The following is a 22,895-nucleotide window of genomic DNA, read 5'->3' as shown; positions in this document are numbered from 1 at the left end:
CCGTTTGTCAGCTGCAGCTCCTGCTATCTGACCACTCATTCTCACTACAGGATAACAACGCGTGGCAGAGACTCTCTTTGCTGACCGTATCGTACAGAACCTGCTGGATACGGACTTCTACAAACTCACCATGATGCAGGCTGTACTGCATAACTACCCCAATACCGAAGTCGAGTGGGAATTTCGCTGCCGTACCGATGAGAATCTGGCGCAGTACGTGGATGAAGTTCGTGCAGAGATTCACAATCTGGCCAAGCTGGAAATCTCTCCCGGCCAGCTGGATTTCATGCGTGCTATCCGCTTTATCAAGCCTGACTTTATTCGCTTTCTGGGGTTATTCCGCTTCAATCCTGACTATGTGCAGGTGGCCGTGGAGAAGGAGCAGCTGGTTATTCGCCTGAAAGGCCCCTGGCTGCATGTGATTCTCTATGAGGTGCCGATTCTGGCGACCGTCAGTGAAGTGCGTAACCGCAATCGCTACCCCCATCTGCAACTGGCGGATGCCCGTGAACAGCTTTACCGCAAGTTTGACTGGCTGCGCACCCATGCCTCTGAGGAGGAGCTGGCCGGCTTCAAGATTGCTGATTTCGGCACCCGGCGGCGCTTTTCCTATCCGGTACAGGAGGAAGTGGTACGGTGCATGAAGCATGACTTCCCCGGCCATTTTGTCGGCACCAGCAATGTCCATCTGGCCCGTAAGCTGGATCTGACCCCACTGGGCACCATGGCGCACGAATGGCTGATGGCCCATCAGCAGCTGGGGCCGCGGCTGATCGACAGCCAGAAAGTGGCGCTGGATTGCTGGGTGCGGGAATACCGCGGGTTGCTGGGGATTGCACTCACGGACTGCATCACCATGGATGCCTTCCTCAATGACTTTGATCTGTATTTCGCCAAGCTGTTTGATGGCTTGCGCCATGACTCCGGTGATCCGCTGATCTGGGCGGAGAAAGCCATCAGCCATTATGAGCAGCTGGGTATTGACCCCAGGACCAAGACGCTGACCTTCTCCGATGGCCTTACCTTACCCAGAGCGCTGGAAATCTATCGTGCCCTGCGTGACCGCATCGATGTCAGCTTTGGTATTGGTACCCACTTCACCTGTGATATTCCCGGGGTGGAGCCAATGAACATCGTACTGAAAATGGCGGCCTGTAATGGTCAGCCCGTAGCGAAGATCTCCGATACACCGGGCAAGATTCAGTGCCTGGATGAAAGCTTCGTGACCTATCTGAAGTACGTATTCAAAGTGAACTGAGTACGACCTTTCTGACCTTCCCTCCGTAATCCCGCTTCCGCTGCTGTTCAATACGAACAGTAGCGGGAGGCATTTGACTAAACTCCCAGGCTGAACTAATTCAACATAGAGCATGTTGCCTAAATGGCGTCAGCCACTGTCATTATCGCGACAACGGCTGACCTTGAGGGCAGGCGACATGTCTGTCACTGGTTTCCCACTGTGGCCCCAGGAGCCGGGGCGCACCGGCATTTTCGAATCCAGTCTTCTTTCTCTGAATCATGACGCACCGCTGTGGCGTCAACGACTTTCCATTGATTGATGTACTGCCGCTGACACTGAGGTTGGCGGGTTTACTGGAGGCCACTATGCGTCTGAAGCTGCTGCATAAACTGCTACTGCTGATACTGCCCGCCGCGCTCTGTCTGCTGATTTTTGCTGCGCAACTGATTACTACCCATATTGATCAGTCCGGTAAAGCCAGTCAGGTCTACAACGAGACTGCCCTGACTACCGTGAATAGCCGTCTGGTCCATGAGCTGCAGAAAGAGCGGGGCATGTCGGCGGGGTTTCTGGGCTCGAAAGGACAGACCTTTGGTAGTGAGCTCAAGCAGCAGCGGTTACTGACCGATCAGCGTGTCAGTGAGCTGCACGCCTATCTGACCAACAATGCGGATGTCACTCAGGCCAGTGAGGTGCTGCGGCAAACCATGCAAGATGTTCAGAGTCAGTTGGCCAGGCTTGAGCAGATTCGTCAGCAGGTCGATGGCCAGACTCTTAACGTTCCCGATGCCGTCGGTTTCTATACCAGACTCAATCACAACCTGATTGCGACGATTGTCGATGCCTCCAAACACGCGCCAACGGTAGAGCTGAGTCAGGGCCTGCAGACCTATTACAGCCTGATCCAGATGAAGGAGCTGGCCGGGCTGGAGCGAGCAGCCCTGAGCAATGGCTTCGGGGCGGGAGCCATGAGTGATCTGGCTTACGCCAGCTTTTTGCGCCTGGTCAGCGGTCAGCAGATTTATGCCGATGATTTTCGTACTTCGGCCACCACGGAGCAGGCGTCTCAGCTGGAAGCTTTGCTCAGGCAACCTGCCATGCAGGAGGTGGAAGGGTTTCGCCAGCATGCTGTGCAGCGTGAGTTCAGTCAGGATGCCAAAGCCTGGTTTCAGGCTGCCACCGTGCGTATCAACCAGCTGAAGACATTTGAAGATGAGCTGGCGGAAGGGTTGATGACTGCCAGTAGTCTCTATCGCAGCAGTGCTTCACAGGCGCTTTGGCTGGTGGTGTCACTGACAGCCTTGTCGTTACTGCTGGTGATCGGGCTGGGAATCTGGATTATTCGGGGGCTGCGTCAGCAGATAGAGCACATTGGCATCTGCATTAATCACATCGTCACCGAGCATGATCTGACCTCCCATGCCAAGGTCATCACCTTCGATGAGCTGGGGGCGATCGCCCGCCAGCTGAGCGAGCTGATCGATATGTTCCGTCAGTCCATCCATCAGATTGTGATGAGCAGTGAGCAGGTCAGTCACTCTTCTCATCAGACCAGCGAAACGGTCAGCAATACCCAGCAGCATCTGAACCTGCAGAAGCAGGAAGCTTTCACCGTCAGCTCTGCCATCGAGCAGATGGCGGTAACGGTCAAGCAGGTGTCTGAAAATGCAGTAGCCACCTCGGATCACACCGGCTTTGCTGATCGTATGGTGCAGGCCAGTATCAGTCTCAATGATCAGGTGATTGAGGCGGTCACCCGGGCGGTCAATCAGATCAACAGTGCCGTCGGTTCGATTCAGGGGCTGAACAACCGCAGTAATCAGATCGCCAATATCATTGATGTCATCAAGGGCATTGCCGAGCAGACCAACCTGCTGGCGCTGAATGCGGCCATTGAAGCGGCGCGGGCCGGGGAGCAGGGGCGGGGCTTTGCCGTGGTGGCGGATGAAGTGCGCTCACTGGCGCAGCGGACACAGATCTCCACAGGAGAAATTGAATCGATGATTCAGGGTTTTCAGGCTGATTCCAACAAGGCTGTGACGGATGTGGAGGTGTCCAAGCGGCTGGTCGATGACAGCATGGCCCGTACCGGTGAGGTCAGTAATAATCTGACCGAGCTGCGCCGCAAGATGACGGATATTTCCGACCGCTCACTGCAGATTGCTGCTGCCACGGAACAGCAGGCCACGGTCAGTGAACAGATTGCCCGCTCGATGCTGGCGGTGCGCGAATCCACAGACAAGACGGCAATGGAAGGGCAGATCATCAGTCAGGCGGCAGAAGAACTGAGCCAGCTGGCAGCACAGTTGAAGGGCATGGCGGGGCGCTTTGTGACCTGATTACGGCTCAGGTACAGGCAAAAACATCAGCCCGGCCAGTGCCGGGCTGAATGCTATCTCGCTCAGAGCAAGGCTAAGCGGGCTGTCAGCTGGCCTCGCGGAACGGGTTGCGTGGGTCTTGTGTCCAGTTCATATAAGGTTCGCCGGTATCCTGCGGCACCATGGTGATACAGTCGGTGACCGGGCAGGTGATCTGGCACAGGTTACAGCCTACGCACTCTTCCTCTTTTACCTCGTATTTGTGGGTGCCATTGTCCTGCAGCAGATTGGCAATGGACTGGTGCGAGGTGTCTTCGCAGGCGATGTAGCAGCGGCCACAACCGATACATTTGTCCTGATCGATCTGGGCGATGACCTTGTAGTTCATATCCAGATACTTCCAGTCCGTGGTATTGGGGATAGCCTTACCACTGAAGTCGGCAATGCTGTTGTAGCCTTTTTCGTCCATCCAGCGCGACAGACCATCCTTCATTTCTTCGACAATGCGGAAGCCATACAGCATCGCCGCCGTGCAGACCTGCACCGAGCTGGCGCCGAGAGCGATAAACTCCGCCGCATCACGCCAGCTGCCAATGCCACCGATACCGGAAATGGGGATGCCTGCTGTGGCTGGGTCACGGGCAATTTCGGCCACCATGTTCATGGCAATGGGTTTGACCGCCGGGCCGCAGTAACCGCCGTGGGTGCTGCGGCCACCCACGATGGGGCGTGCCACCATCTGGTCAAGGTCAATGGAGGTGATGGAGTTGATGGTATTGATCAGTGATACCGCGTCGGCACCGCCATTATATGCCGCACGGGCCGGGCCACGGATATCGGTGATGTTGGGGGTCAGTTTCACGATCACCGGCATCTTGCTGTAGGTCTTGCACCAGCGGGTGACCATTTCCACGTATTCCGGCACCTGACCGACCGCCGCACCCATGCCGCGCTCAGGCATACCGTGGGGGCAGCCAAAGTTCAGCTCGATACCATCTGCGCCGGTAGCTTCCACCAGTGGCAGGATGTATTTCCATGATTCTTCTTCACAGGGCACCATCAGCGATACCACCAGCGCGCGGTCTGGCCAGTCTTTCTTCACCTGCTCGATTTCACGCAGGTTGATTTCCAGACTGCGGTCGGTGATCAGCTCAATGTTGTTGAAGCCCAGCACCTCCTTGTTCTTGCCGTAGATGGCGGAATAGCGCGAGGAGACGTTCACCGCGGCGGGATCTTCCCCCAGGGTTTTCCACACCACGCCGCCCCAGCCCGCCTCATAGGCACGCACGACGTTATAGGCTTTGTCGGTGGGAGGAGCAGAGGCCAGCCAGAAGGGGTTGGGTGCTTTGATGCCCGCGAAATTTATGCTCAAGTCAGCCATCACGCGGCCTCCACGTTAGTCATCAGGTCCTGGTGAATACTCATTGCCGCCAGTTTGCCGTGCTGTACGGCCTGCACAGTGAGGTCTTCACCGGGGGCCACACAGTCGCCACCGGCATAGACGCCGGACAGGCTGGTACGGAAACCGTCATCGATGCGGATCCGATCGTCATCGCGGCCGAGGTTGACGTCATTCAGGCTGCTTTCATCAAAGGTTTGACCAATGGCCTTGAATACGCCATCAGCGGGAATATCCAGCAGTTCGCCGGTGCCTGTCAGCTTGCCGCTGGCATCCAGCACGGTTTTCTCGAAGCGCATTGCGCTGACTTTGCCGCTGTCATCCAGCAGCACTTCCTTGGGCTGGGCCCAGGTAACGATCTTGACCTGATTGGCCTTGGCGATGTCCTGTTCGTGCTCGGTGGCTGACATGGACTCAGTGCCACGGCGATACACCAGCGTGACCTGATCAGCACCCAGCCGTGCCATCTGCACGGCCATATCGATAGCAGTGTTGCCTGCGCCGATGACCACTGCACGTTTGGCCACAGGCAGCGCAGTGAGGTCATCGGCCTGACGCAGCTCTTTAATGTAGTCCACGGCCGCCATCAGCCCGGGCGCATCTTCGCCGGTCAGACCCAGCTGACGGCTGGCGCCCAGACCAATGCCGAGGAATACGGCGTCGTAGTCCTTCTGCAATTCCTGCAAAGACAGGTTGTGGCCCAGCGCAAGGCCGTAGCGCAGTTCAATACCGCCAATCTGCAGCAGGAACTCCACCTCTTTCTGGGCGAAGTTGTCGGTCATCTTGTACTTGGCGATGCCGTATTCGTTGAGGCCGCCGGGCTTGCCCTGGGCTTCAAAGATCACCACCTGATTGCCGAGCATGGCCAGCCGGTGTGCACAGGACAACCCGGCAGGGCCGGCGCCGACAACCGCGACGGTCTTGCCGGTAGCAGCGGCACGTTTGAACGGGTGGCTGCTGAACTGCATGTTATCGGTGGCGTAGCGCTGCAACAGGCCAATTTTCACCGGCTCGCACTCGTCACTGTGATTACGGACGCAAGCCTGTTCGCACAGTACTTCGGTGGGGCAGACCCGGGCACAGCTCCCGCCCAGAATGTTGGACTCCAGAATGGTCTGTGCGGCGCCGTTGATATTGTCCTGAGCGATGTTGCGGATAAAGCGCGGAATATTGATGTCGGAAGGGCAGGCATTGACGCAGGGCGCGTCATAGCAATACAGACAGCGTGCACTTTCGATTTCCGCCTGACGTTGATTCAGCGGCGGATGCAGATCGGTGAACTGCCCGGCCAGGGCGTCCTGGCTCGCTTCCGCAGTGGGAAGATGGCTGAGTGATTTGATCACGGTTCTGACCTCGGTTTGTAGTTATGGTGCTGCATTTATCTGGCATGGCGGCGAAGCCGCGGCCTTTTATGGGACTACTACTGCTGGTAATACGGTCATGGCTAATCGGGATAGACCTATGCAGACACTGTGCCACCTTCTGACCAATTGGTCAGAAGGTGGTGTCTGTTCTTCGTCTAAAGAAGGGCAGGAAACAATATCAATGGTTTAGGGAAGCAGCTATGCTGTCTGCCTGGTCAAGAGAAGAAATAAATGGGTGGTCTGGCAACAGCGGGAAACACGTGTGTTACGCAGACACCCAAAAATTCGCCCAGTTTTTGCACACAAAAAACGTATTGATGATACGTTGCGGTGCAGGGAGCCTGTACGAAAGATGTCTAATAAAGATCAGTTAAAAGCCGAATTGGCTGATATGCCCCCAGCTCAGTCAGGGCGTAAACCACGTAAAGAACGCCGGGCACTGGCAGATATACGTCAGGAAAATGTGACGCATATTATCAGTACGGCCGAACGTCTGTTTGCAGAAAAGGGATTTTCCGGTACCACGCTGGCGGCAATTGCTGAAGAGGCCAATCTGCCCAAAGCCAATGTGCTTTATTACTTTCACAATAAAGCCGGGCTATATCAGGCGGTGCTGGATCATATTCTGGTGGTCTGGATGGATGATATGAAGTCCATGACTGAAGACGTTCACCCGAAAGAAGCATTGCGCAACTATATTCTGGCCAAGGTGCAGCAATCCAAGGAATACCCTCATGCTTCCAAGATATTTGCCACTGAAGTCATTCATGGTGCAGAAAATATCCGCGAATTGTTGGGTGGGAAATTAAAGCAGCAGTTTCTCGATACCTGTCGGGTAATTCGCAGCTGGATTGCCAAAGGCTGGATGGACCCCATTAATCCCGAACATCTGCTGTTTATGCTGTGGTCATCCACCCAAACCTATGCCGATTTCAGTGCGCAAATCACCACATTGCTGGGTAAGGCCGAAATGGCCGATGAGGAATACGAAAACGCGGTGGAGCTGATTACCCGTGTTGTCCTCAAGGGCTGTGGTATCAAGACGGTTTGATTAGCGGGTAAAAGGCGCTTTTGATGTGCTTGTGAACGGGGTATGGCAAGGTTGGCATGCCACCGTTTTTCTCATCAGCAGGGCAGCTGTAGGTTCTGGGTATTCGGTGAGTATTGAGTGCTGGTTTTGCCAGTATGTTGATAGCCGTCGTATTCAGCCTGACATAAGGATGTGTATGAAGATCGTTTTCAGTATCTCAAAGGGGCTTCTTATGGCCTCAACTCCTTGTTTTTCCATGACTTTACGCGCTACCAGTGAGTGTGGAGAGTGCATGAATAAGTCCTCAGACGCATGTTTGATTAAGCCATTCGAAGACCCCATCCCAGTTGGAAAATATTACATCTCGCCGACAGAGTTCAGTGATCCCGGTATCGTTGGCGATCTGGCTCGCAGAATGCGTGGAGACTGGGGTGACTGGCGAGTCAGGCTGCATCCAGTGCCTGCCACAAAGACCTTTGGGCGTGACAATTTCTTTTTGCACGGTGGGGATATGGAAGGATCAGCGGGCTGTATTGATGTAGGTGGCGGGGTTTTGGGTAATCAAACCACTGACCGCTTAGCTGCCATGATTCAGGCCAGTCAGAAAAAGATAGAAGTTGAGGTAAAGGGGTGAAGGCTTATCTGTCGGTGCTGACCACTCTTGCCCCCTCACTTTGCTTCGCTGAGGTAGCAGACAAAATGCCGTCTTATCCTTCTATGTGGGGGCTGGCATTGGCTCTCTGCATGGGGTTCTCGCTACTAGCCCGATTATGGAAAGGCTTTCTGCTACTGGCCATCCTGGTGTCGTTATTTATGGCCTATGGTGTTTATGATGCAGGGGCTGATCCGAGTTTTCTGAGTGCGGTAGAGTCAGAGTTTGGGTGTTATTACCAATTGAATGGCTACCTGTCGGCGTTGATTATTGGCCTTGTGCCGATCCTCTTTGGTTTGTGTAAAAGAAAGTCTAACTAGTTGTTTTTTATGAGTTTTGTCAGTAGAAAAGAGCCCGAAATGGGTAATGCCAGTCAGTTAAGCCCAACAGCTTGACCTTTTGCGCCCTGAAACGAAAATCCGATGCTTGTTTTGAGCATCGGATTTTTTATGCGACTGTCCCGCGCCTTGGCACTGACTCACGAAGCCGCTTCTACTACTCACGCCCTTGATGAACTGGGGGCGCTGCTTGATCCAGACCTGGTCAGCACCGCACTGGAAACGGCGGGAGTGGCGACCATACGTAAGCGACGCCTCCCTCTTGAGTCCATGATCTGGTGCGTGATCGCCATGGCGTTGTTTCGCCGGATGTCGGCCTGGGATGCTGCGAGTCGTATGGACATCATGCTGCCTGGGCAGAGGCCACTGGTGGCACCCAGTGCCATCGTGCAAGGTCGGCAGCGCCTGGGCAGTGCGGCGGTGCGAGAAGTCTTTTCCCTGACGCAACAACGCTGGCATGCCAGCGCCAATCACCCCACCTGGGCGGGTTTGCGCCTGCTCAGTGTCGATGGCGTGGTCTGGCGCACAGCGGATACGGACGACAACCGCAAGCACTATGGCAGCGCCAGTAATCAGCATGGCGATACCGGCTATCCCCAAGTGCGCATGGTCTGCCAGATGGAACTGACCAGCCACATGCTGGTGAGTAGCGCTTTTGCCGGTTACCACAGCAACGAGATGAAACTGGCCGAACAACTGATCGACAGTACACCCGACCACTCACTGACCTTGTTCGACCGTGGCTTCTATTCGCTGGGGCTTCTTCATCGCTGGCAACAAACAGGCACTCAGCGCCATTGGCTACTGCCGCTGCGCAAGGATGCTCAATATGAGGTGCTATACAAGCTGGGGCGCCAGGATGCCATCGTCTCGCTGAAGACCTCGCCGCAGGCGCGTAAGCAATGGCCCGAGCTGCCCGACACGCTACAGGCCAGGTTATTAAGCAAGACCATCAAGGGCAAAGTCCGGCAAGTACTGACTTCGATGATCGATCCTCTGCGCTTTCCGCCAGATGACATCGTGGATCTGTACAGCCAGCGTTGGGAAATCGAATTGGGCTATCGAGAAATGAAGCAAGGCATGCTCGCGGGTCACTACACACTGCGCAGTAAAACGCCGGAGATGATTGAACAAGAGCTGTGGGGCGTACTGCTGGGGTACAATCTGCTGCGTTATCAAATGCTGGAAATGAGTCGCCACTGCCCTGGCATCTCCCCCTGCGAAATGAGTTTCACCGCCTGCACCTGGGCGATCCTGGGCTTCTTGAACGGGGTCTCTTTGAATCATCCAGGCAACATCCCTCGCTACCTGGCTGAACTACAGGCTTCGGCCATGCACTACGTCCTGCCTCATCGACGTGAGGAGCGCAGTTACCCGTGGGTGGTCAAGCCCAAGCCGTCCAAGTATCCGACCAGAAATAAAAATGCCAGTCAGCTTAACTGACTGGCATTACCCGAAATGGGCTCTTTTTGTAACTGCAGTCCATCAAATATCAGTCAGCGGGCCGTAGGTTTCCGGGCGGCGGTCTCGGAAGAACTGCCAGGTATCGCGCACTTCACGAATCAGCTGTAAATCCATCTCCCCCACGACCAGCTCCTCCTTGTCTGCCGAGGCCTGCGCAACAATTTTGCCACGTGGATTGACCAGATAGCTGGAGCCATAAAATTCACCGATATCCCAGGGCTGCTCGCGGCCAACACGGTTAATGGCGGCGATATAGACGCCATTGGCGGCGGCGGAGGCCGGCTGCTCCAGCTCCCACAGATACTGGCTGAGTCCGGCCACGGTAGCGGAGGGGTTAACGATCAGGTCGGCTCCGGCCAGTGCCAGTCCGCGCCAGCCCTCGGGGAAGTGGCGGTCATAGCAGATATACACGCCGATATTGCAATAAGCCGTTTTAAATACAGGCCAGCCGCTATTGCCGGGTTTGAAAAAGAACTTTTCCCAGAATCCGGCCACCTGTGGAATATGAGTTTTACGGTATTTACCCAGATAGCTGCCATCCGCATCGATAACCGCAGCGGTGTTGTAATAGACGCCGGGCATATGTTCCTCATAAATGGGAACCACAATCACCATATTGTATTTACGCGCATATTCCTGCATTAAGCGGGTTGTTTCGCCATCAGGTATGGCCTCTGCGGCACCGTACCATTTCTTGTCCTGACTGGGGCAGAAATAGGGCTGATTGAATACTTCCTGAAAGCTTAATACCTGTACCCCTTTAGCCGCGGCTTCTTCGATAAAGGGGATATGGGCGTCCAGCATTTTCTTTTTAATGGCTTGCGGGCTTTCATTGGTATCCCCGTGCAGAGCCGTCTGGATCAATCCCACTTTAATGGTAGACATAGCGAACAACTCCTCATCTGTTGAAGTCAGCATGGTCGGTATCGACCATTGGTTTAAAACAGCTAAAGAATGACGGAGCTAAGTATTGCAATGATCTGACCAAATGGACAGGAGATTGTGTTTTATTTTTATTGGCTGAAGTAAGTCATTGATAAATAAAATTTTGATGAGAATTTTTGCGTCGGCCAGCAGCTGCTCCGGTAAATGCAATTTGCTCTTATTTGCTGTTTTTCTGCACCGTTTTGGTAACTGCGCTGTTCAAGACAGTGCATGGCAATTCGACAGGGAAGGGTATTGCTATCGCCATTTAGGAATAAATCCTTTCAATTCATTGGTTTATAAAAAGTGGCTAAATCTTCTGTCCAATTGGTCAATCTCTTGCATACTTACAGCGTGTTCACCCATTCGTAATCTGGCGCCATAAAGACATGTGCTGTCATGTGGCTGCGGTACGGCAAAGTGTGACCCTGCTCCTGGAGCCTGTTCTCAGGGCACTGTCTGACTGAGTGATAAGGAACAACAAAAATGGCTTTGATGATTAAAGGCGGTACGGTTGTAAACGCGGACCAGACTCTGAAAGCAGACGTCCTCTGTGTGGACGGCAAGATCGTTCAGGTAGGGCCCGATCTGCCTGTTCCAGCCGGCGCTGAAGTGGTGGATGCCGGTGGGCTGTATGTCATGCCCGGCGGTATCGACCCTCACACCCATATGCAGCTGCCCTTTATGGGCACGGTAGCCACTGAAGATTTCTACACCGGCACGGCTGCGGGCCTGGCCGGTGGCACCACCATGATCATCGACTTTGTTATCCCCAACCCCCAGCAGCCGCTGATGGAGGCCTATCAGACCTGGCGCGAGTGGGCGGCCAAGTCGGTCGCGGATTACTCTTTCCACGTTGCGGTTACCTGGTGGGACGATAGCGTCGGCACCGACATGGAACGGCTGGTGAAGGAAGAGGGGGTTAACAGCTTCAAACACTTCATGGCCTACAAAAATGCCATCATGGCGGAAGACGAAACGCTGGTGAACTCCTTCAGCCGCTGTCTGGAACTGGGAGCGATGCCGACGGTACACGCCGAGAACGGCGAGCTGGTCTATCACCTGCAGCGTAAGTTGATTGCCATGGGCCTGACCGGGCCGGAAGCTCACCCGCTGTCACGTCCGTCAGAAGTGGAAGGCGAAGCGGCCAACCGGGCCATTCGCATCGCTCAGTCACTGGGCGTGCCGCTGTATCTGGTGCACGTATCCTGCAAGGAGGCGGTGGATGAAATTGCCCGCGCCCGCCATGAAGGCCAGCGTGTTTACGGTGAAGTGCTGGCCGGACATCTGGAGCTGGATGACTCGGTCTATCGTAACAAGGACTGGGAGTTTGCTGCCGCTCACGTCATGAGCCCCCCTTTCCGCCCCAAAGGGCATCAGGAAGTGCTGTGGAAAGCCTTGCAGGGCGGCACGCTGCAAACCACCGCGACCGATCACTGCTGCTTCTGTGCCGATCAGAAAGCTATGGGCCGCAATGACTTCAGCCGTATACCCAATGGCACTGCCGGCGTTGAAGACCGCATGATGGTGCTGTGGGACTCCGGCGTGAACAGCGGCCGTCTGACCATGAACGAATTCGTTGCGGTAACCTCCACCAACGCCGCCAAAATTTTTAACGTCTATCCACAGAAAGGCTCCGTCAGCGTCGGCGCCGATGCCGATATCGTGCTGTGGGACCCGGCTGCCAGCCATACCCTGTCGGCCAAGACCCACCACCAGAACATTGACTTCAATATCTTCGAGGGGCGCACCGTACAGGGTAAACCGGCCTACACCATCAGTCAGGGCAAAGTGGTATTTGCCAATGGCGAGCTGAAGGTCGAGCGTGGCGCCGGTCGTTATATCAAACGTCCTGCCTTTCCTAATATCTATGAAGCCGTCGAGCGCTATAACCGTACCCATGTACCCGTGCCGGTTGAGCGCGACTGAGGTCGCCTCAGCTGCTACAAAACGGGTGATGTGGGAAAGCCGATTCACCGGTACAGCGTCTGTGCCGGTGACTGCGTTCATAGTACACGCCTGACAGGCGCTACCGGCCACATCGCTCCGATACCGAAGACCGTGATGTTGAACGATTAGAAATAGAAACCTGACGGCGAACTCCGTGTGATCAGGTTCCCGATGAGATGAGAGACTATGCAGCAGGCAGTGGATAACGTGGTGAGCCTTAAACCTGACGGCGAACGTAGCCGTAAACTCATTGATATCAAAGATTTGTCACTCACATTCGATACCAATGATGGCCCGGTGCATGCGCTTTCCCATATCGATCTGAGTATTCGCAAAGGCGACTTCGTCTCTTTTATCGGCCCTTCCGGCTGCGGTAAAACCACGCTGCTGCGGGTGATTGCTGACCTTGAGCAGCAAACCAGCGGCAAAATCAGTGTGGAGGGCACCACTCCCCATGAGGCACGGCTTAATCGTCTGTACGGTTATGTGTTTCAGGCGCCGGCGCTCTATCCCTGGCGAACCATCGAAGCCAACTGCGCCCTGCCGATGGAGATATTCGGCTACGGCAAGGACAAGCAGGAGGTGCAGGCGGACAAATACCTGAATCTGGTCGGTCTCGATAAGTTTCGCAAAAAGTTCCCCTGGCAACTGTCGGGGGGGATGCAACAGCGTGCTTCCATCGCCCGTGCGCTGTGCTTTGAGCCAGAGCTGCTGCTGATGGATGAACCGTTCGGCGCACTGGATGAAATCACCCGTGATCACCTCAACCTCGAGCTGCTGAAAATCTGGGAGCAGACAGGCAAAACAGTGGTATTTGTGACCCACTCCATTGCCGAGGCGGTGTTTCTCTCTACTCATATTGTGGTGATGTCACCGCGCCCCGGACGCATCACCCGCATTATTCAAAGCAACCTGCCACGCGAGCGGCCGCTGGATATCCGGGATACCCCGGCCTTTATGGAGCTGGCGCAGGAAGTGCGTGAGTGTCTGGCTACCGACCACCATATCGACTGAGCGGGGCAGCAAAATGAAAACTGCAAGCTGGCGCGATAACCGCGTCTTCGCTGTGGCTCTGGTCAGCCTCGGCTTCATTGTGATCTGGTACCTCGGCGCCATCTTTCTCAATGGCCAGCAGCTGGTCAGCCAGTATGAACGCCGTCATCAGGACTGGGATGCCAGTAAGGTGGTCGCTGAGGCGCTGACCATGCGCAGACCCGTATTACCAACGCCGGATCAGGTGGTGGTAGAGCTGAACCAGAGCGTCTTCCACGAAGCCATCAACTCCAAACGCTCACTGGTCTTCCATACCGGTATCACGCTGTCGTCCACGCTGCTGGGCTTCGTGCTGGGGGCGGCACTGGGCATCCTGCTGGCTATTGGTATCGTCCATAACCGTACGCTGGAGTCGAGCCTGATGCCGTGGATCATCACCTCCCAGACCATACCGATTCTGGCCATCGCGCCGATGATCATTGTGGTGCTGGGAGCGCTGAATTTTACCGGGCTGATCCCCAAATCGCTGATCTCCATGTACCTGTCGTTCTTCCCTGTCACCATCAGCATGGTCAAAGGGCTGCGCTCGGCGGACCGTCTGCACATGGAATTGCTGCACACCTACAGCGCCACCACCCGGCAGGTACTGTGGAAACTGCGCTGGCCAGCGTCGCTGCCTTTCCTGTTTGCCGGCCTCAAGGTAGCCATTGCTGCATCGCTGGTTGGCGCTATTGTTGGTGAACTGCCCACCGGGGCGCAGGGCGGGCTGGGCGCCAGGCTGCTGAGCGGCTCCTACTATGGGCAGATGGTGCAGATCTGGGCCGCACTGGTGATGGCTGCATTACTCGGTGCCCTGCTGGTTGTGCTGGTGGGCATGGGCGAGAAGTGGATACTCAAGCGCATGGGCGCACGCACTGAACTGGGAGCAGCAGCATGAGCCATACCGAGAGCAGACAGAGTACCTCCCGCCCGGCGCAGTGGTGGGTGATGGTCGCGGCGCTGGCGACGTTTGTGGTGGTGGTCGTTTCGGTGCTGGGCAGTGATAAAGGTGCTTTGCGCCAGTCCGTGCCTGGTATCACCGGCCTGCTGTTCGGCAGCTATGGCGTCTGGCTGTTGCTGGCGCAGCTGACGCAGTGGGCGGATAAAACGCAGCAAAAACGCGGCAATACGCTACTGGCCTGGAGCGTGCCGGCACTGTTTGCGCTATTTCTGCTGCTGCTCTGGCAGATGCTGGTGGATGGCTTTGCCGTTCCGCCGGTACTGCTGCCTTCGCCGACGGAAATTGGCAGTGCGTTTGCAGGTAGTCTGGATATGCTCTGGCAGGATTTTCGTCAGACCTATCTCAAGTCCGTGCTGGCGGGTTACATCATGGGTTGTGGCAGTGGCTTTATCGTGGCCCTGCTGATAGATCGCAGCCCTTTCATGCAGAAAGGTCTGCTGCCCTTTGGCAACATCATGTCGTCGATTCCCATCGTCGGTATCGCACCGATCATGGTGATGTGGTTTGGCTTTGACTGGCAGTCAAAGGCTGCGGTAGTGGTCATCATGACCTTCTTCCCGATGCTGGTGAATACCCTGAGCGGGCTGGCATCGGCAGGCAAACTGGAGCAGGAGCTGATGCGCACCTATGCTGCCAGCCATGTGCAGAGTTTGCTGACCACCCGTTTGCCCTACGCCATGCCCTTTATCTTTAATGCGCTCAAACTCAACTCAACGCTGGCGCTGATCGGTGCCATCGTGGCCGAGTTCTTCGGTACACCGATTGTCGGTATGGGCTTTCGTATATCGACAGAAGTGGGGCGGATGAATCTGAGCATGGTATGGGCCACGATTCTGGTGGCGGCGCTGGCAGGTTCCATCAGCTATGGTTTACTGACCCTGCTGGAGCGCCGGGTGACGTTCTGGCATCCCTCCGTGCGGGCAGGAAAGCGCTAGCACGGGGTTCGCGAAACTATGTAGAAAGCCTTCCGCAGAGAAGGCCTGTCCATCGTTGTGTGTTGATCGTGTCTGCCGTGGAGGTGTGAACCGAAGCGGTTGCAGTGTGGTTACAGGGAATGTTCGCTGCCTATGGCGAATATCCTCACTTAGCGTGAATAAACAGATTAGCGGTTGAGTAAGGAGATAACGATGAAGAAAACCCTCACTACCCTGATGGGCGCGCTGACCCTGGCTTCGGCGTCTGGCATGGCGCTGGCAGCAGACGATGTCACCCTGCAGTTGAAGTGGGTTACTCAGGCCCAGTTCGCCGGCTATTACGTCGCGCTGGAGAAGGGCTACTACAAAGATGCCGAACTGAACGTCACCATCAAACCCGGTGGCCCTGACATTGCCCCTGAGCAGGTGATTGCCGGTGGTGGCGCTGATGTGATTGTCGACTGGTTACCCCCGGCTCTGGCCGCCCGTGAGAAGGGCTTGCCACTGGTCAACATCGCCCAGATCTACAACAAGTCCGGGATGGAGCTGACCTGTCTCAAGAGCTCCGGCATCAAGACCCCTGCAGATTTCAAGGGCAAAACGCTGGGCGTGTGGTTCTTCGGTAACGAATATCCCTTCCTGTCGTGGATGGCCAAGCTGAACCTGCCCACCACCGGTGGTGAAGAGGGCGTTACAGTGCTGAAGCAGGGCTTCAACGTTGATCCGCTGCTGCAGAATCAGGCGGACTGTATTTCCACTATGACCTACAACGAGTACTGGCAGGTGATCGATGCCGGTATCAAGCCGGACGAACTGCAGGTCTTCAAATATGAGGACGAAGGTGTCGCTACGCTGGAAGACGGTTTGTATGTGATGGAAGACAAGCTGAAAGACGATGCCTTCAAACAGAAGATGGCCCGTTTCCTCAAGGCTTCCGTCGCAGGCTGGACCTATGCGCAGGAGCATCCTGAAGAAGCGGCGGATATTGTCCTGAAGTACGATGACACCGGTGCCCAGACCAAAGAGCATCAGGTACGCATGATGAGCGAAGTAGGCAAACTGCTGAAAGGCGACAAACCCATGGGTTACATGGAGCCCGCTGCGTTTGACCGTACTGTTGGCGTACTGCTGAGCGGTTCATCTGCCCCGGTCATCACCAAAAAGCCTGAGGGTGCCTACACCCACGAAATCTTCGATATGGCGCAGAAGTAAGCGCGTTCATTCGCTGGCGGTTTAAACACCAAGGGCGCCCTGTGAGGCGCCCTTGGTGTTTGTTGAAGCGGTGTTTCTGAATGCGGGCCGCTCAGCTTTCCTGCTGATAGGGCGCTGACCACAGATGCACGAGCAAAGGGATGACATGGGTGATCAGCTCATCAAAATCCTTCGGGTTACACAGCCCGTGGGAGATTTCGATGATGCGATAAGGGGTCGCCGAAGACTGGGTTGAGATAGCGATCATGCAGTGATAACGCCAGTAGATCTCCTTCTCCGGCATATCGGGAAAGACCCGCCGCAGGGCATCGATAAAGCGCTGGTGCATGTTGTTGAAGTGCTGCTTGACCTGCTGACTGACACCGCTGTGCTGCTCACCGATCAGCTTGTTACGCACCTTGAGATAGTTCATCCAGCCCGGATCAGACGTCCGGCTGGGGTCGAAGTAGGGCAGGTATAGCGCTTTGATGATGTCTTCGATCTTGACGTCATCCTTGGCCAGCGCGTCATCCAGCATCACCAGACGAGCCTGCGTAATACTGGCAGCACGGCGCTCCAGCACGGCATTGAGCAGATCTTCGCGGGTACCGAAGTGATAGTGGATGGAAGCAACGTTGACACCAGCGACCGCCATGATGCGGCGCATGGAGGCGTTCAACCCCTCATTGGCGAAGGTAGCCTCGGCGGCGTCCAGGATATTGTCCCGCGTTTCTATCCCGCGTTTGCGCTGGCGACGGCGGGGAGAGGCTGAATGGCTATCTTTGGATGTCGGCATGGGCCTGCAATCTTATTGATGAATGAAGGGTTGATGAATCAGGGCGTTATCTTACCCCAAGCCAGCGGCGAACAACCATTACACCATGGTTATGCCTATTCGCCAGCGTTATAGCTGCATCCGCTGTACCGTTCAACTCCCCAGACTCTGCCCCCTGGTCACCCTCAACGGTTACTGGCCTTCGCTTCCAGACGGGGGCGCGGCTGAATATGGTTTTTCAGGCGCCACGCCGGGATCAGAATCAGCAGGGCAATCAGCATCATGCTGAGAAAACTGTCACTGAAGCCCAGCAAATCGGGCAGTAACTGATTCAGCTGGCTGCTGCAGTCCTGCTGGCACAGCATCTGCAGCTGCTCGTGGCCGGTCAGCCAGTGGTAGACGTAATGACTCAGAGCATTGTTCCACAGCTGCTCTGTGTCGCTTTGCTGCAACTGGCTGTGATGCAGATGCTGCCGCCAGTCCAGCCAGATCGATACACCGTTGACCCCTACCGCACTGCCCAGCTGACGAATAAAGCTGAACAGGGCCGCGCCACTGGCCAGCATTTGCGCCGGTAACAGGCGCAGGGTGCCGGTGTTCAGTGCCGGAAAGATCAGACTGATACCGACCCGGCCAATGATGGCGATGGTCGCCAGCCAGAGGAATACGGCGGTCTGGTCAATCAGGGAGAACAGCAGGCACGACAGAGCAAACAGCAGCATACCCAGCATGATACTGAGATAGGGCGGCAGCCGGTCCGCCAGTACCCCGGCCACCGGAAACATCAATGCCGAAGCAATCCCGGCAGGCATCAGCAGCAAGCCCGATTCGGTCGGAGTGAAGTGCAGTATTTGCTGACTGAACAGCGGGATCAGGTATGTCGAACCATACAGGCTGGCGCCCAGACATAATGTAATCAGGGTGCAGCTCCAGACACCGGGCGCACTGAACACATCCAGATGCACCAGCGGATGAGCCGTCGTCTTGCAGCGCCAGATAAAGCAGAGCATGCCAGCGAGTGCTACCGTGAAGGCAAGCAGAATAGCCGGGTGGCTCCAGCCCCACGTCTTGCCGTTGGAGAAGGCCCAGAGCAGACCGAGAATCGCAGCCAGCAGAATCATCAGGCCGATGATATCCAGTGGCATGGGTTTCTGATTCGCAGGCGCCTTGGGCATATAGCGCAGCGCCATGACCAGAGCGAGGGCAGCAATCGGCAGAGAGGCAAAGAAGATTGACTGCCAGCCGAAGGCATCCACCAGACCCCCGCCCAGTGCCGGCCCTAGTGCCGGCCCCAGAATCACGCCAAGGCCGTAAATGCCCATGCCGGTACCACGCTTTTCCGGCGGATACAGTTTATAGATGGTGATGATGCCGAGCGGCTGAATCACACCGGCCATAGCACCTTGCAGGCAGCGCGACAGCACCAGCAGCCAGAAGTTGGAGCTGAGCCCGCCCAGCACGGCAGCAAGAGCAAACAAGCCAATACAGATGACATAACTACCGCGCTGACCAAACTCACGCAGAAACCAGGCACTGGCCAGCATCGATGCTGTCATACAGGCCAGAAAACCAGTGACCAGCCATTGTGCCTCGGTTTGTGGCACATCAAAGGTCGTCATCATCTGCGGGATGGCTACATTGATCATGGTCGATGCCAGTAGCGCCGACAGTGTGCCTAGCATTACCGTCAGCATGGCGCGCAGGCGATAACCCTTACCATATCTGGCCTTGAGGGCTTCGAGCGGGTCATCCATCAGGGATTCGTACATAAGGGCCAGACTCCGGCAGCAGAACAGCCAATAGGTGATGTGATCGTGAAGAAAGAAACTAATCGGATGATTTAAAATAGCAACCGCCTATTGCAGAACAGTCTCGTGCACCACTTTGCAACAAAGGAGTGAAGGTGTGCATAGTCTGCTTCAGGCCTGCATGGGAGCAGGGCTGGCGTCGCACTCAACGTGCTAGATACACATGAAAAGCGAGAAAATTGTATTTAAATTCAAATAATTGCTTGCAATGAAAGAGGGAGTTGCCTAATATGCGCCCTGTCGACGCGGGGTGGAGCAGTCTGGTAGCTCGTCGGGCTCATAACCCGAAGGTCGTCAGTTCAAATCTGGCCCCCGCAACCACATTCAGGAAAGGGCGATTACCGAAAGGTGATCGCCATTTTCGCATTCTGGGTTTGGGATAAGAAAGCGTCGGGCTCGCTGCTTATAACCCCGGGGCGAAGGTCATCAGTTCAAATCTGGCCCCCGCAACCCCATTCAGGAAAGGGCGATTACCGAAAGGTGATCGCCCTTTTCGCATTCTGGGTTTGGGAAGAGAGAACGTCGGGCTCGCTGCTTATAACCCCGGGGCGAAGGTCATCAGTTCAAATCAGGCCCCCGCAACCACATTCAGGAAAGGGCGATTACCGAAAGGTGATCGCCCTTTTCGCATTCTGGGTTTTGGGAAAGACAGCGTCGGGCTCGCTGCTTATAACCCCGGGGCGAAGGTCGTCAGTTCACATCTGGCCCCCGCAACCACATTTAGAGAAGGGCGATGACCGCAAGGTGATCGCCCTTTTCGCATTTCGGGTTTGGGATAAGAAAGCGTCGGGCTCGCTGCTTATAACCCCGGGGCGAAGGTCATCAGTTCACATCTGGCCCCCGCAACCCCATTCAGGAAAGGGCGATGTTGAGGTTGTCATGCCATTGTGAGTGATTCGGCGAGGCTATTTCTCTTAAATATAAAAATTTGCTTGCAATGTACCGGTCACATCTCTAATATGCGCCCCTGTCGACGCGGGGTGGAGCAGCCTGGTAGCTCGTCGGGCTCATAACCCGAAGGTCGTCAGTTCAAATCTGGCCCCCGCAACCACATTTAGAGAAGGGCGATCACCGAAAGGTGATCGCCCTTTTCGCATTCTGGGTTTTGGGAAAGACAGCGTCGGGCTCACTGCTTATAACCCCGGGGAGAAGGTCGTCAGTTCACATCTGGCCCCCGCAACCACATTTAGAGAAGGGCGATTACCGAAAGGTGATCGCCCTTTTCGCATTCTGGGTTTTGGGAAAGACAGCGTCGGGCTCGCTGCTTATAACCCCGGGGCGAAGGTCGTCAGTTCACATCTGGCCCCCGCAACCACATTTAGAGAAGGGCGATTATCGAAAGGTGGTCGCCCTTTTCGTATTTCGGTTTGGGATAAGAAAGCGCCGGGCCCGCGCCCCACACCAGCGGGTCGGCGTGGCAGGTAGAGGTTGTCATCGCTAAGTCCTTTAAAGTGGTGGCCGGTCAGTGGGAGTCACTCCGGCCAGTATCTGCAAAGAACTTATATGTGAACGCCAAGGGGGGGGGGACATCAAGCCTGCCGGAGTAGCTTCCCTTTATATTTGCACGGGCAGGACATTTCTCTGCCGGGCTTAATCAAAGGCCCGGATATGCCCCTGCTGCACCAGCGTCTGCCAAAATTCAGCGGGGACAGGCTGGTGATACCACGACAGGTTTTGTTCGATTCGGTCGGCGTGCGTCATGCCGATGACGACAGTTTTAACGCAGGAATAAAGCAGCGGGAACTGAATGGCGGCGGCCTGCAGGGGGATGTTGAAGGCCTTGCAGATTTCCTCCAGTGCCATGACCTGCTGGATCACGGCATCCGGTGTGTCGCCATAAAAGTAGTGGCCGGCTCCCGCTGAGCCTTTGGCCAGCACGCCGGAGTTGAAGGGAGCGGCCACCACCAGTGATATTTGCCTGCTGCGACAACGCTCGGTGAAGTGTTCTGTAATGCTGTTATTCAGCAGGGTGAAGCAGTTGGCGACCATAAAGCAGTCGAAGTCAGCGTGATTGAGCGCCTCATCGCAGACCTCCCATTCATTGACGCCCAGACCAATGGCTTTCACCAGCCCCTGTTCGCGCAGTTCAACCATGGCTTTGTGGCCGCCGTCCATTGCCGTGGCAAAGTGGGCGGCGTGCGCATCACCGTGGGTCAGGCGGCCGATATCGTGCATATAGAGAATGTCGATCTGGCTGACGCCCAGCCGTTGCAGGGAGTCTTCAAAGGAACGCATGACGCCGTCGTAGGAGTAGTCATAAAGGCGCTGAAAGGGCGCGGCCTGCATATAGCATTCGCCGTCAGCGTGGGTAACGCCGGCAATAGGGCTGAGCAGCCTGCCGACTTTACTCGACAGCAGCCACTGCTGACGTGGCCGCTCGTGCAGCGCCAGACCCAGACGCCGCTCGGATAACCCAGAGCCATAGTGGGGGGCCGTGTCAAAATAGCGCACACCCTGCTGCCAGGCACAGTCGATGGCAGACTGTGCCTGCGCATTACTGACCGGACGGAACAGGTTGCCGAGCCCCGCGCCGCCAAAGCCCAGCTCACTGATTGTCAGCTCACCACGATCAAAGGTGCGTTGCCTGATAATGCTCACCGTTACTCTCCCTGCCGTTTAACGCGCTGTTGCTGTACGCCAAGACCGTCGATCCCCAGACGCATCACTTCGCCACCCTTGAGATAGCGCGGTGGTTTGAAGCCGAGCCCGACGCCGGGCGGCGTTCCGGTAGAGATGATGTCGCCCGGCTGCAGGCTCATAAAGCGGCTGCAGTAGGCGATAAGCTCAGGCACTTTAAACACCATGGTGCTGGTGTTGCCGTTTTGCAGGCGTTCACCGTCCACCTCCAGCCAGATGCTGAGGTTGTTGAAGTCGCCTACTTCATCTGCGGTGACCAGCCAGGGGCCCGTCGGGCCGAAGGTGTCGCAGCCTTTGCCTTTATCCCAGGTGCCTGCACGTTCGAGCTGGTATTCGCGTTCGGAAATATCGTTGATCACGCAGAATCCGGCCACATGCTTCATGGCATCGGCTTCGTCGATGTAGCTTCCGCCGTCGCCAATCACGACCCCCAGCTCAACCTCCCAGTCGGTCTTTTCCGAGCCTCTGGGGATCAGAACATCATCATCCGGGCCGACGATGGCGGAGGTCCACTTGCCGAATATCACCGGTTCCGGCGGCACAGGCATTCCTGACTCTGCCGCGTGATCGGCATAGTTCAGGCCGATACAGATAAATTTGCCTGTCTGTGCCACGCAGGGGCCAAGGCGCAGATCCTGCTGTGGTGTGCCACTGACGACGGGCAGCTGGTTGATATCCAGTTGCTGCAGCCGGGCCAGACGGTCGGCAGTGAGAGCCTGCCCGGCCAGATCGGGGATGATCGCTGACAGATCGCGAACCTGACCCTGCTCATCCAGCAGGCCGGGCTTTTCCTGACCACGGGGGCCATAGCGCAGTAGTTTCATTTCACTTCCTTTGTCTGTCGCCGGTTAAAGCGTAAACGGGAAAGGGGGAAGAGGGGGCCAGCTCAGATCACACT

The 22,895-nt window shown here is 56.0% G+C and carries 18 protein-coding genes and 2 tRNA genes; 13 read left to right on the top strand and 7 right to left on the bottom strand.

What is annotated here, in order from left to right; translation table 11 throughout:
- Positions 1 to 61 precede the first annotated feature (61 nt).
- Positions 62 to 1,258, top strand: coding sequence for a nicotinate phosphoribosyltransferase (gene pncB, locus QCD60_RS04225; protein WP_279782714.1), 1,197 nt, complete (start codon positions 62 to 64; stop codon positions 1,256 to 1,258).
- A 347-nt stretch (positions 1,259 to 1,605) separates the two neighbouring features.
- Complete coding sequence (locus QCD60_RS04220; protein ID WP_279782712.1) at positions 1,606 to 3,579, top strand: methyl-accepting chemotaxis protein; 1,974 nt, start codon at positions 1,606 to 1,608, stop codon at positions 3,577 to 3,579.
- An 85-nt stretch (positions 3,580 to 3,664) separates the two neighbouring features.
- Here the strand turns inward: QCD60_RS04220 and preA are convergent, their stop codons facing one another.
- A complete protein-coding gene (gene preA / locus QCD60_RS04215; protein WP_104152842.1) occupies positions 3,665 to 4,939 on the bottom strand; it encodes an NAD-dependent dihydropyrimidine dehydrogenase subunit PreA in 1,275 nt (424 codons plus the stop codon).
- The gene (locus QCD60_RS04210) at positions 4,939 to 6,300 is read right to left on the bottom strand and encodes an NAD(P)-dependent oxidoreductase (RefSeq protein ID WP_279782708.1); all 1,362 of its coding nucleotides are present in this window, start codon (positions 6,298 to 6,300) and stop codon (positions 4,939 to 4,941) included. Before QCD60_RS04210 ends, preA begins: the two co-directional genes overlap by 1 nt.
- Positions 6,301 to 6,673: 373 nt before the next feature.
- Here QCD60_RS04210 and QCD60_RS04205 point away from each other — a divergent pair, with 373 nt between their 5' ends.
- From QCD60_RS04205 to QCD60_RS04190, 4 genes are all read left to right on the top strand, one after another.
- Complete coding sequence (locus tag QCD60_RS04205; protein ID WP_279782705.1) at positions 6,674 to 7,372, top strand: TetR/AcrR family transcriptional regulator; 699 nt, start codon at positions 6,674 to 6,676, stop codon at positions 7,370 to 7,372.
- Between the two features lie 169 nt (positions 7,373 to 7,541).
- The gene (locus QCD60_RS04200) at positions 7,542 to 7,985 is read left to right on the top strand and encodes a tlde1 domain-containing protein (RefSeq protein ID WP_347950008.1); all 444 of its coding nucleotides are present in this window, start codon (positions 7,542 to 7,544) and stop codon (positions 7,983 to 7,985) included.
- The gene (locus tag QCD60_RS04195) at positions 7,982 to 8,323 is read left to right on the top strand and encodes a hypothetical protein (RefSeq protein WP_279782701.1); all 342 of its coding nucleotides are present in this window, start codon (positions 7,982 to 7,984) and stop codon (positions 8,321 to 8,323) included. The genes QCD60_RS04200 and QCD60_RS04195 overlap by 4 nt, the downstream gene beginning before the upstream one ends.
- A 129-nt stretch (positions 8,324 to 8,452) precedes the next feature.
- Complete coding sequence (locus QCD60_RS04190) at positions 8,453 to 9,784, top strand: IS4 family transposase (protein ID WP_279782699.1); 1,332 nt, start codon at positions 8,453 to 8,455, stop codon at positions 9,782 to 9,784.
- A 42-nt stretch (positions 9,785 to 9,826) separates the two neighbouring features.
- Here QCD60_RS04190 and QCD60_RS04185 read toward each other — a convergent pair whose 3' ends face one another.
- Positions 9,827 to 10,690, bottom strand: coding sequence for a nitrilase-related carbon-nitrogen hydrolase (locus QCD60_RS04185; protein WP_279782697.1), 864 nt, complete (start codon positions 10,688 to 10,690; stop codon positions 9,827 to 9,829).
- Positions 10,691 to 11,215: 525 nt separating this feature from the next.
- Here QCD60_RS04185 and hydA point away from each other — a divergent pair.
- From hydA to QCD60_RS04160, 5 genes are all read left to right on the top strand, one after another.
- Complete coding sequence (gene hydA, locus QCD60_RS04180; protein ID WP_279782695.1) at positions 11,216 to 12,658, top strand: dihydropyrimidinase; 1,443 nt, start codon at positions 11,216 to 11,218, stop codon at positions 12,656 to 12,658.
- Positions 12,659 to 12,865: 207 nt separating this feature from the next.
- Positions 12,866 to 13,693 carry an ABC transporter ATP-binding protein gene (locus QCD60_RS04175; protein WP_279782693.1) on the top strand — a complete coding sequence of 276 codons (828 nt, stop codon included), beginning with the start codon at positions 12,866 to 12,868 and terminating at the stop codon, positions 13,691 to 13,693.
- A gap of 13 nt (positions 13,694 to 13,706) precedes the next feature.
- The gene (locus QCD60_RS04170; protein ID WP_279782690.1) at positions 13,707 to 14,609 is read left to right on the top strand and encodes an ABC transporter permease; all 903 of its coding nucleotides are present in this window, start codon (positions 13,707 to 13,709) and stop codon (positions 14,607 to 14,609) included.
- Positions 14,606 to 15,607 carry an ABC transporter permease gene (locus QCD60_RS04165; RefSeq protein WP_279782688.1) on the top strand — a complete coding sequence of 334 codons (1,002 nt, stop codon included), beginning with the start codon at positions 14,606 to 14,608 and terminating at the stop codon, positions 15,605 to 15,607. Before QCD60_RS04170 ends, QCD60_RS04165 begins: the two co-directional genes overlap by 4 nt.
- A gap of 192 nt (positions 15,608 to 15,799) precedes the next feature.
- Positions 15,800 to 16,798: an ABC transporter substrate-binding protein gene (locus tag QCD60_RS04160; RefSeq protein WP_279782686.1), complete on the top strand. Its 999-nt coding sequence runs from the start codon at positions 15,800 to 15,802 to the stop codon at positions 16,796 to 16,798.
- Between the two features lie 91 nt (positions 16,799 to 16,889).
- Here the strand turns inward: QCD60_RS04160 and QCD60_RS04155 are convergent, their stop codons facing one another.
- Both QCD60_RS04155 and QCD60_RS04150 read right to left on the bottom strand, forming a co-directional pair.
- On the bottom strand, positions 16,890 to 17,573 hold the full coding sequence (locus QCD60_RS04155; protein ID WP_279782684.1) for a TetR/AcrR family transcriptional regulator: 684 nt from the start codon (positions 17,571 to 17,573) through the stop codon (positions 16,890 to 16,892).
- A gap of 164 nt (positions 17,574 to 17,737) precedes the next feature.
- On the bottom strand, positions 17,738 to 19,321 hold the full coding sequence (locus QCD60_RS04150) for an MDR family MFS transporter (RefSeq protein WP_279782682.1): 1,584 nt from the start codon (positions 19,319 to 19,321) through the stop codon (positions 17,738 to 17,740).
- Between the two features lie 283 nt (positions 19,322 to 19,604).
- Here QCD60_RS04150 and QCD60_RS04145 point away from each other — a divergent pair.
- Together QCD60_RS04145 and QCD60_RS04140 are read left to right on the top strand one after the other, a co-directional pair.
- Positions 19,605 to 19,681 (top strand) — tRNA-Met (locus QCD60_RS04145).
- 653 nt (positions 19,682 to 20,334) lie between these two features.
- A tRNA-Met gene (locus QCD60_RS04140) sits at positions 20,335 to 20,411 on the top strand.
- A 539-nt stretch (positions 20,412 to 20,950) separates the two neighbouring features.
- Here the strand turns inward: QCD60_RS04140 and QCD60_RS04135 are convergent.
- Positions 20,951 to 21,958, bottom strand: coding sequence for an aldo/keto reductase (locus QCD60_RS04135; protein ID WP_279782680.1), 1,008 nt, complete (start codon positions 21,956 to 21,958; stop codon positions 20,951 to 20,953).
- A 2-nt stretch (positions 21,959 to 21,960) separates the two neighbouring features.
- Positions 21,961 to 22,821: a fumarylacetoacetate hydrolase family protein gene (locus tag QCD60_RS04130; RefSeq protein ID WP_279782678.1), complete on the bottom strand. Its 861-nt coding sequence runs from the start codon at positions 22,819 to 22,821 to the stop codon at positions 21,961 to 21,963.
- Positions 22,822 to 22,895: the final 74 nt, after the last annotated feature.

The organism is Pokkaliibacter sp. MBI-7 (genome assembly GCF_029846635.1).
Classification (GTDB): Bacteria; Pseudomonadota; Gammaproteobacteria; order Pseudomonadales; family Balneatricaceae; genus Pokkaliibacter.
Note: the sequence above shows the minus strand (reverse complement) of the source record. Positions and strands in the feature narration are given on the sequence as shown.

Coding starts and splice junctions, on each gene's coding strand:
- QCD60_RS04220 (WP_279782712.1), top strand. CDS start 1,606: ATGCGTCTGAAGCTGCTGCATAAACTGCTACTGCTGATACTGCCCGCC.
- QCD60_RS04190 (WP_279782699.1), top strand. CDS start 8,453: ATGCGACTGTCCCGCGCCTTGGCACTGACTCACGAAGCCGCTTCTACT.
- QCD60_RS04165 (WP_279782688.1), top strand. CDS start 14,606: ATGAGCCATACCGAGAGCAGACAGAGTACCTCCCGCCCGGCGCAGTGG.
- QCD60_RS04150 (WP_279782682.1), bottom strand. CDS start 19,321: ATGTACGAATCCCTGATGGATGACCCGCTCGAAGCCCTCAAGGCCAGA.
- QCD60_RS04205 (WP_279782705.1), top strand. CDS start 6,674: ATGTCTAATAAAGATCAGTTAAAAGCCGAATTGGCTGATATGCCCCCA.
- QCD60_RS04160 (WP_279782686.1), top strand. CDS start 15,800: ATGAAGAAAACCCTCACTACCCTGATGGGCGCGCTGACCCTGGCTTCG.
- QCD60_RS04130 (WP_279782678.1), bottom strand. CDS start 22,821: ATGAAACTACTGCGCTATGGCCCCCGTGGTCAGGAAAAGCCCGGCCTG.
- QCD60_RS04200 (WP_347950008.1), top strand. CDS start 7,542: ATGTGTATGAAGATCGTTTTCAGTATCTCAAAGGGGCTTCTTATGGCC.
- hydA (WP_279782695.1), top strand. CDS start 11,216: ATGGCTTTGATGATTAAAGGCGGTACGGTTGTAAACGCGGACCAGACT.
- QCD60_RS04170 (WP_279782690.1), top strand. CDS start 13,707: ATGAAAACTGCAAGCTGGCGCGATAACCGCGTCTTCGCTGTGGCTCTG.
- QCD60_RS04155 (WP_279782684.1), bottom strand. CDS start 17,573: ATGCCGACATCCAAAGATAGCCATTCAGCCTCTCCCCGCCGTCGCCAG.
- QCD60_RS04175 (WP_279782693.1), top strand. CDS start 12,866: ATGCAGCAGGCAGTGGATAACGTGGTGAGCCTTAAACCTGACGGCGAA.
- QCD60_RS04185 (WP_279782697.1), bottom strand. CDS start 10,690: ATGTCTACCATTAAAGTGGGATTGATCCAGACGGCTCTGCACGGGGAT.
- preA (WP_104152842.1), bottom strand. CDS start 4,939: ATGGCTGACTTGAGCATAAATTTCGCGGGCATCAAAGCACCCAACCCC.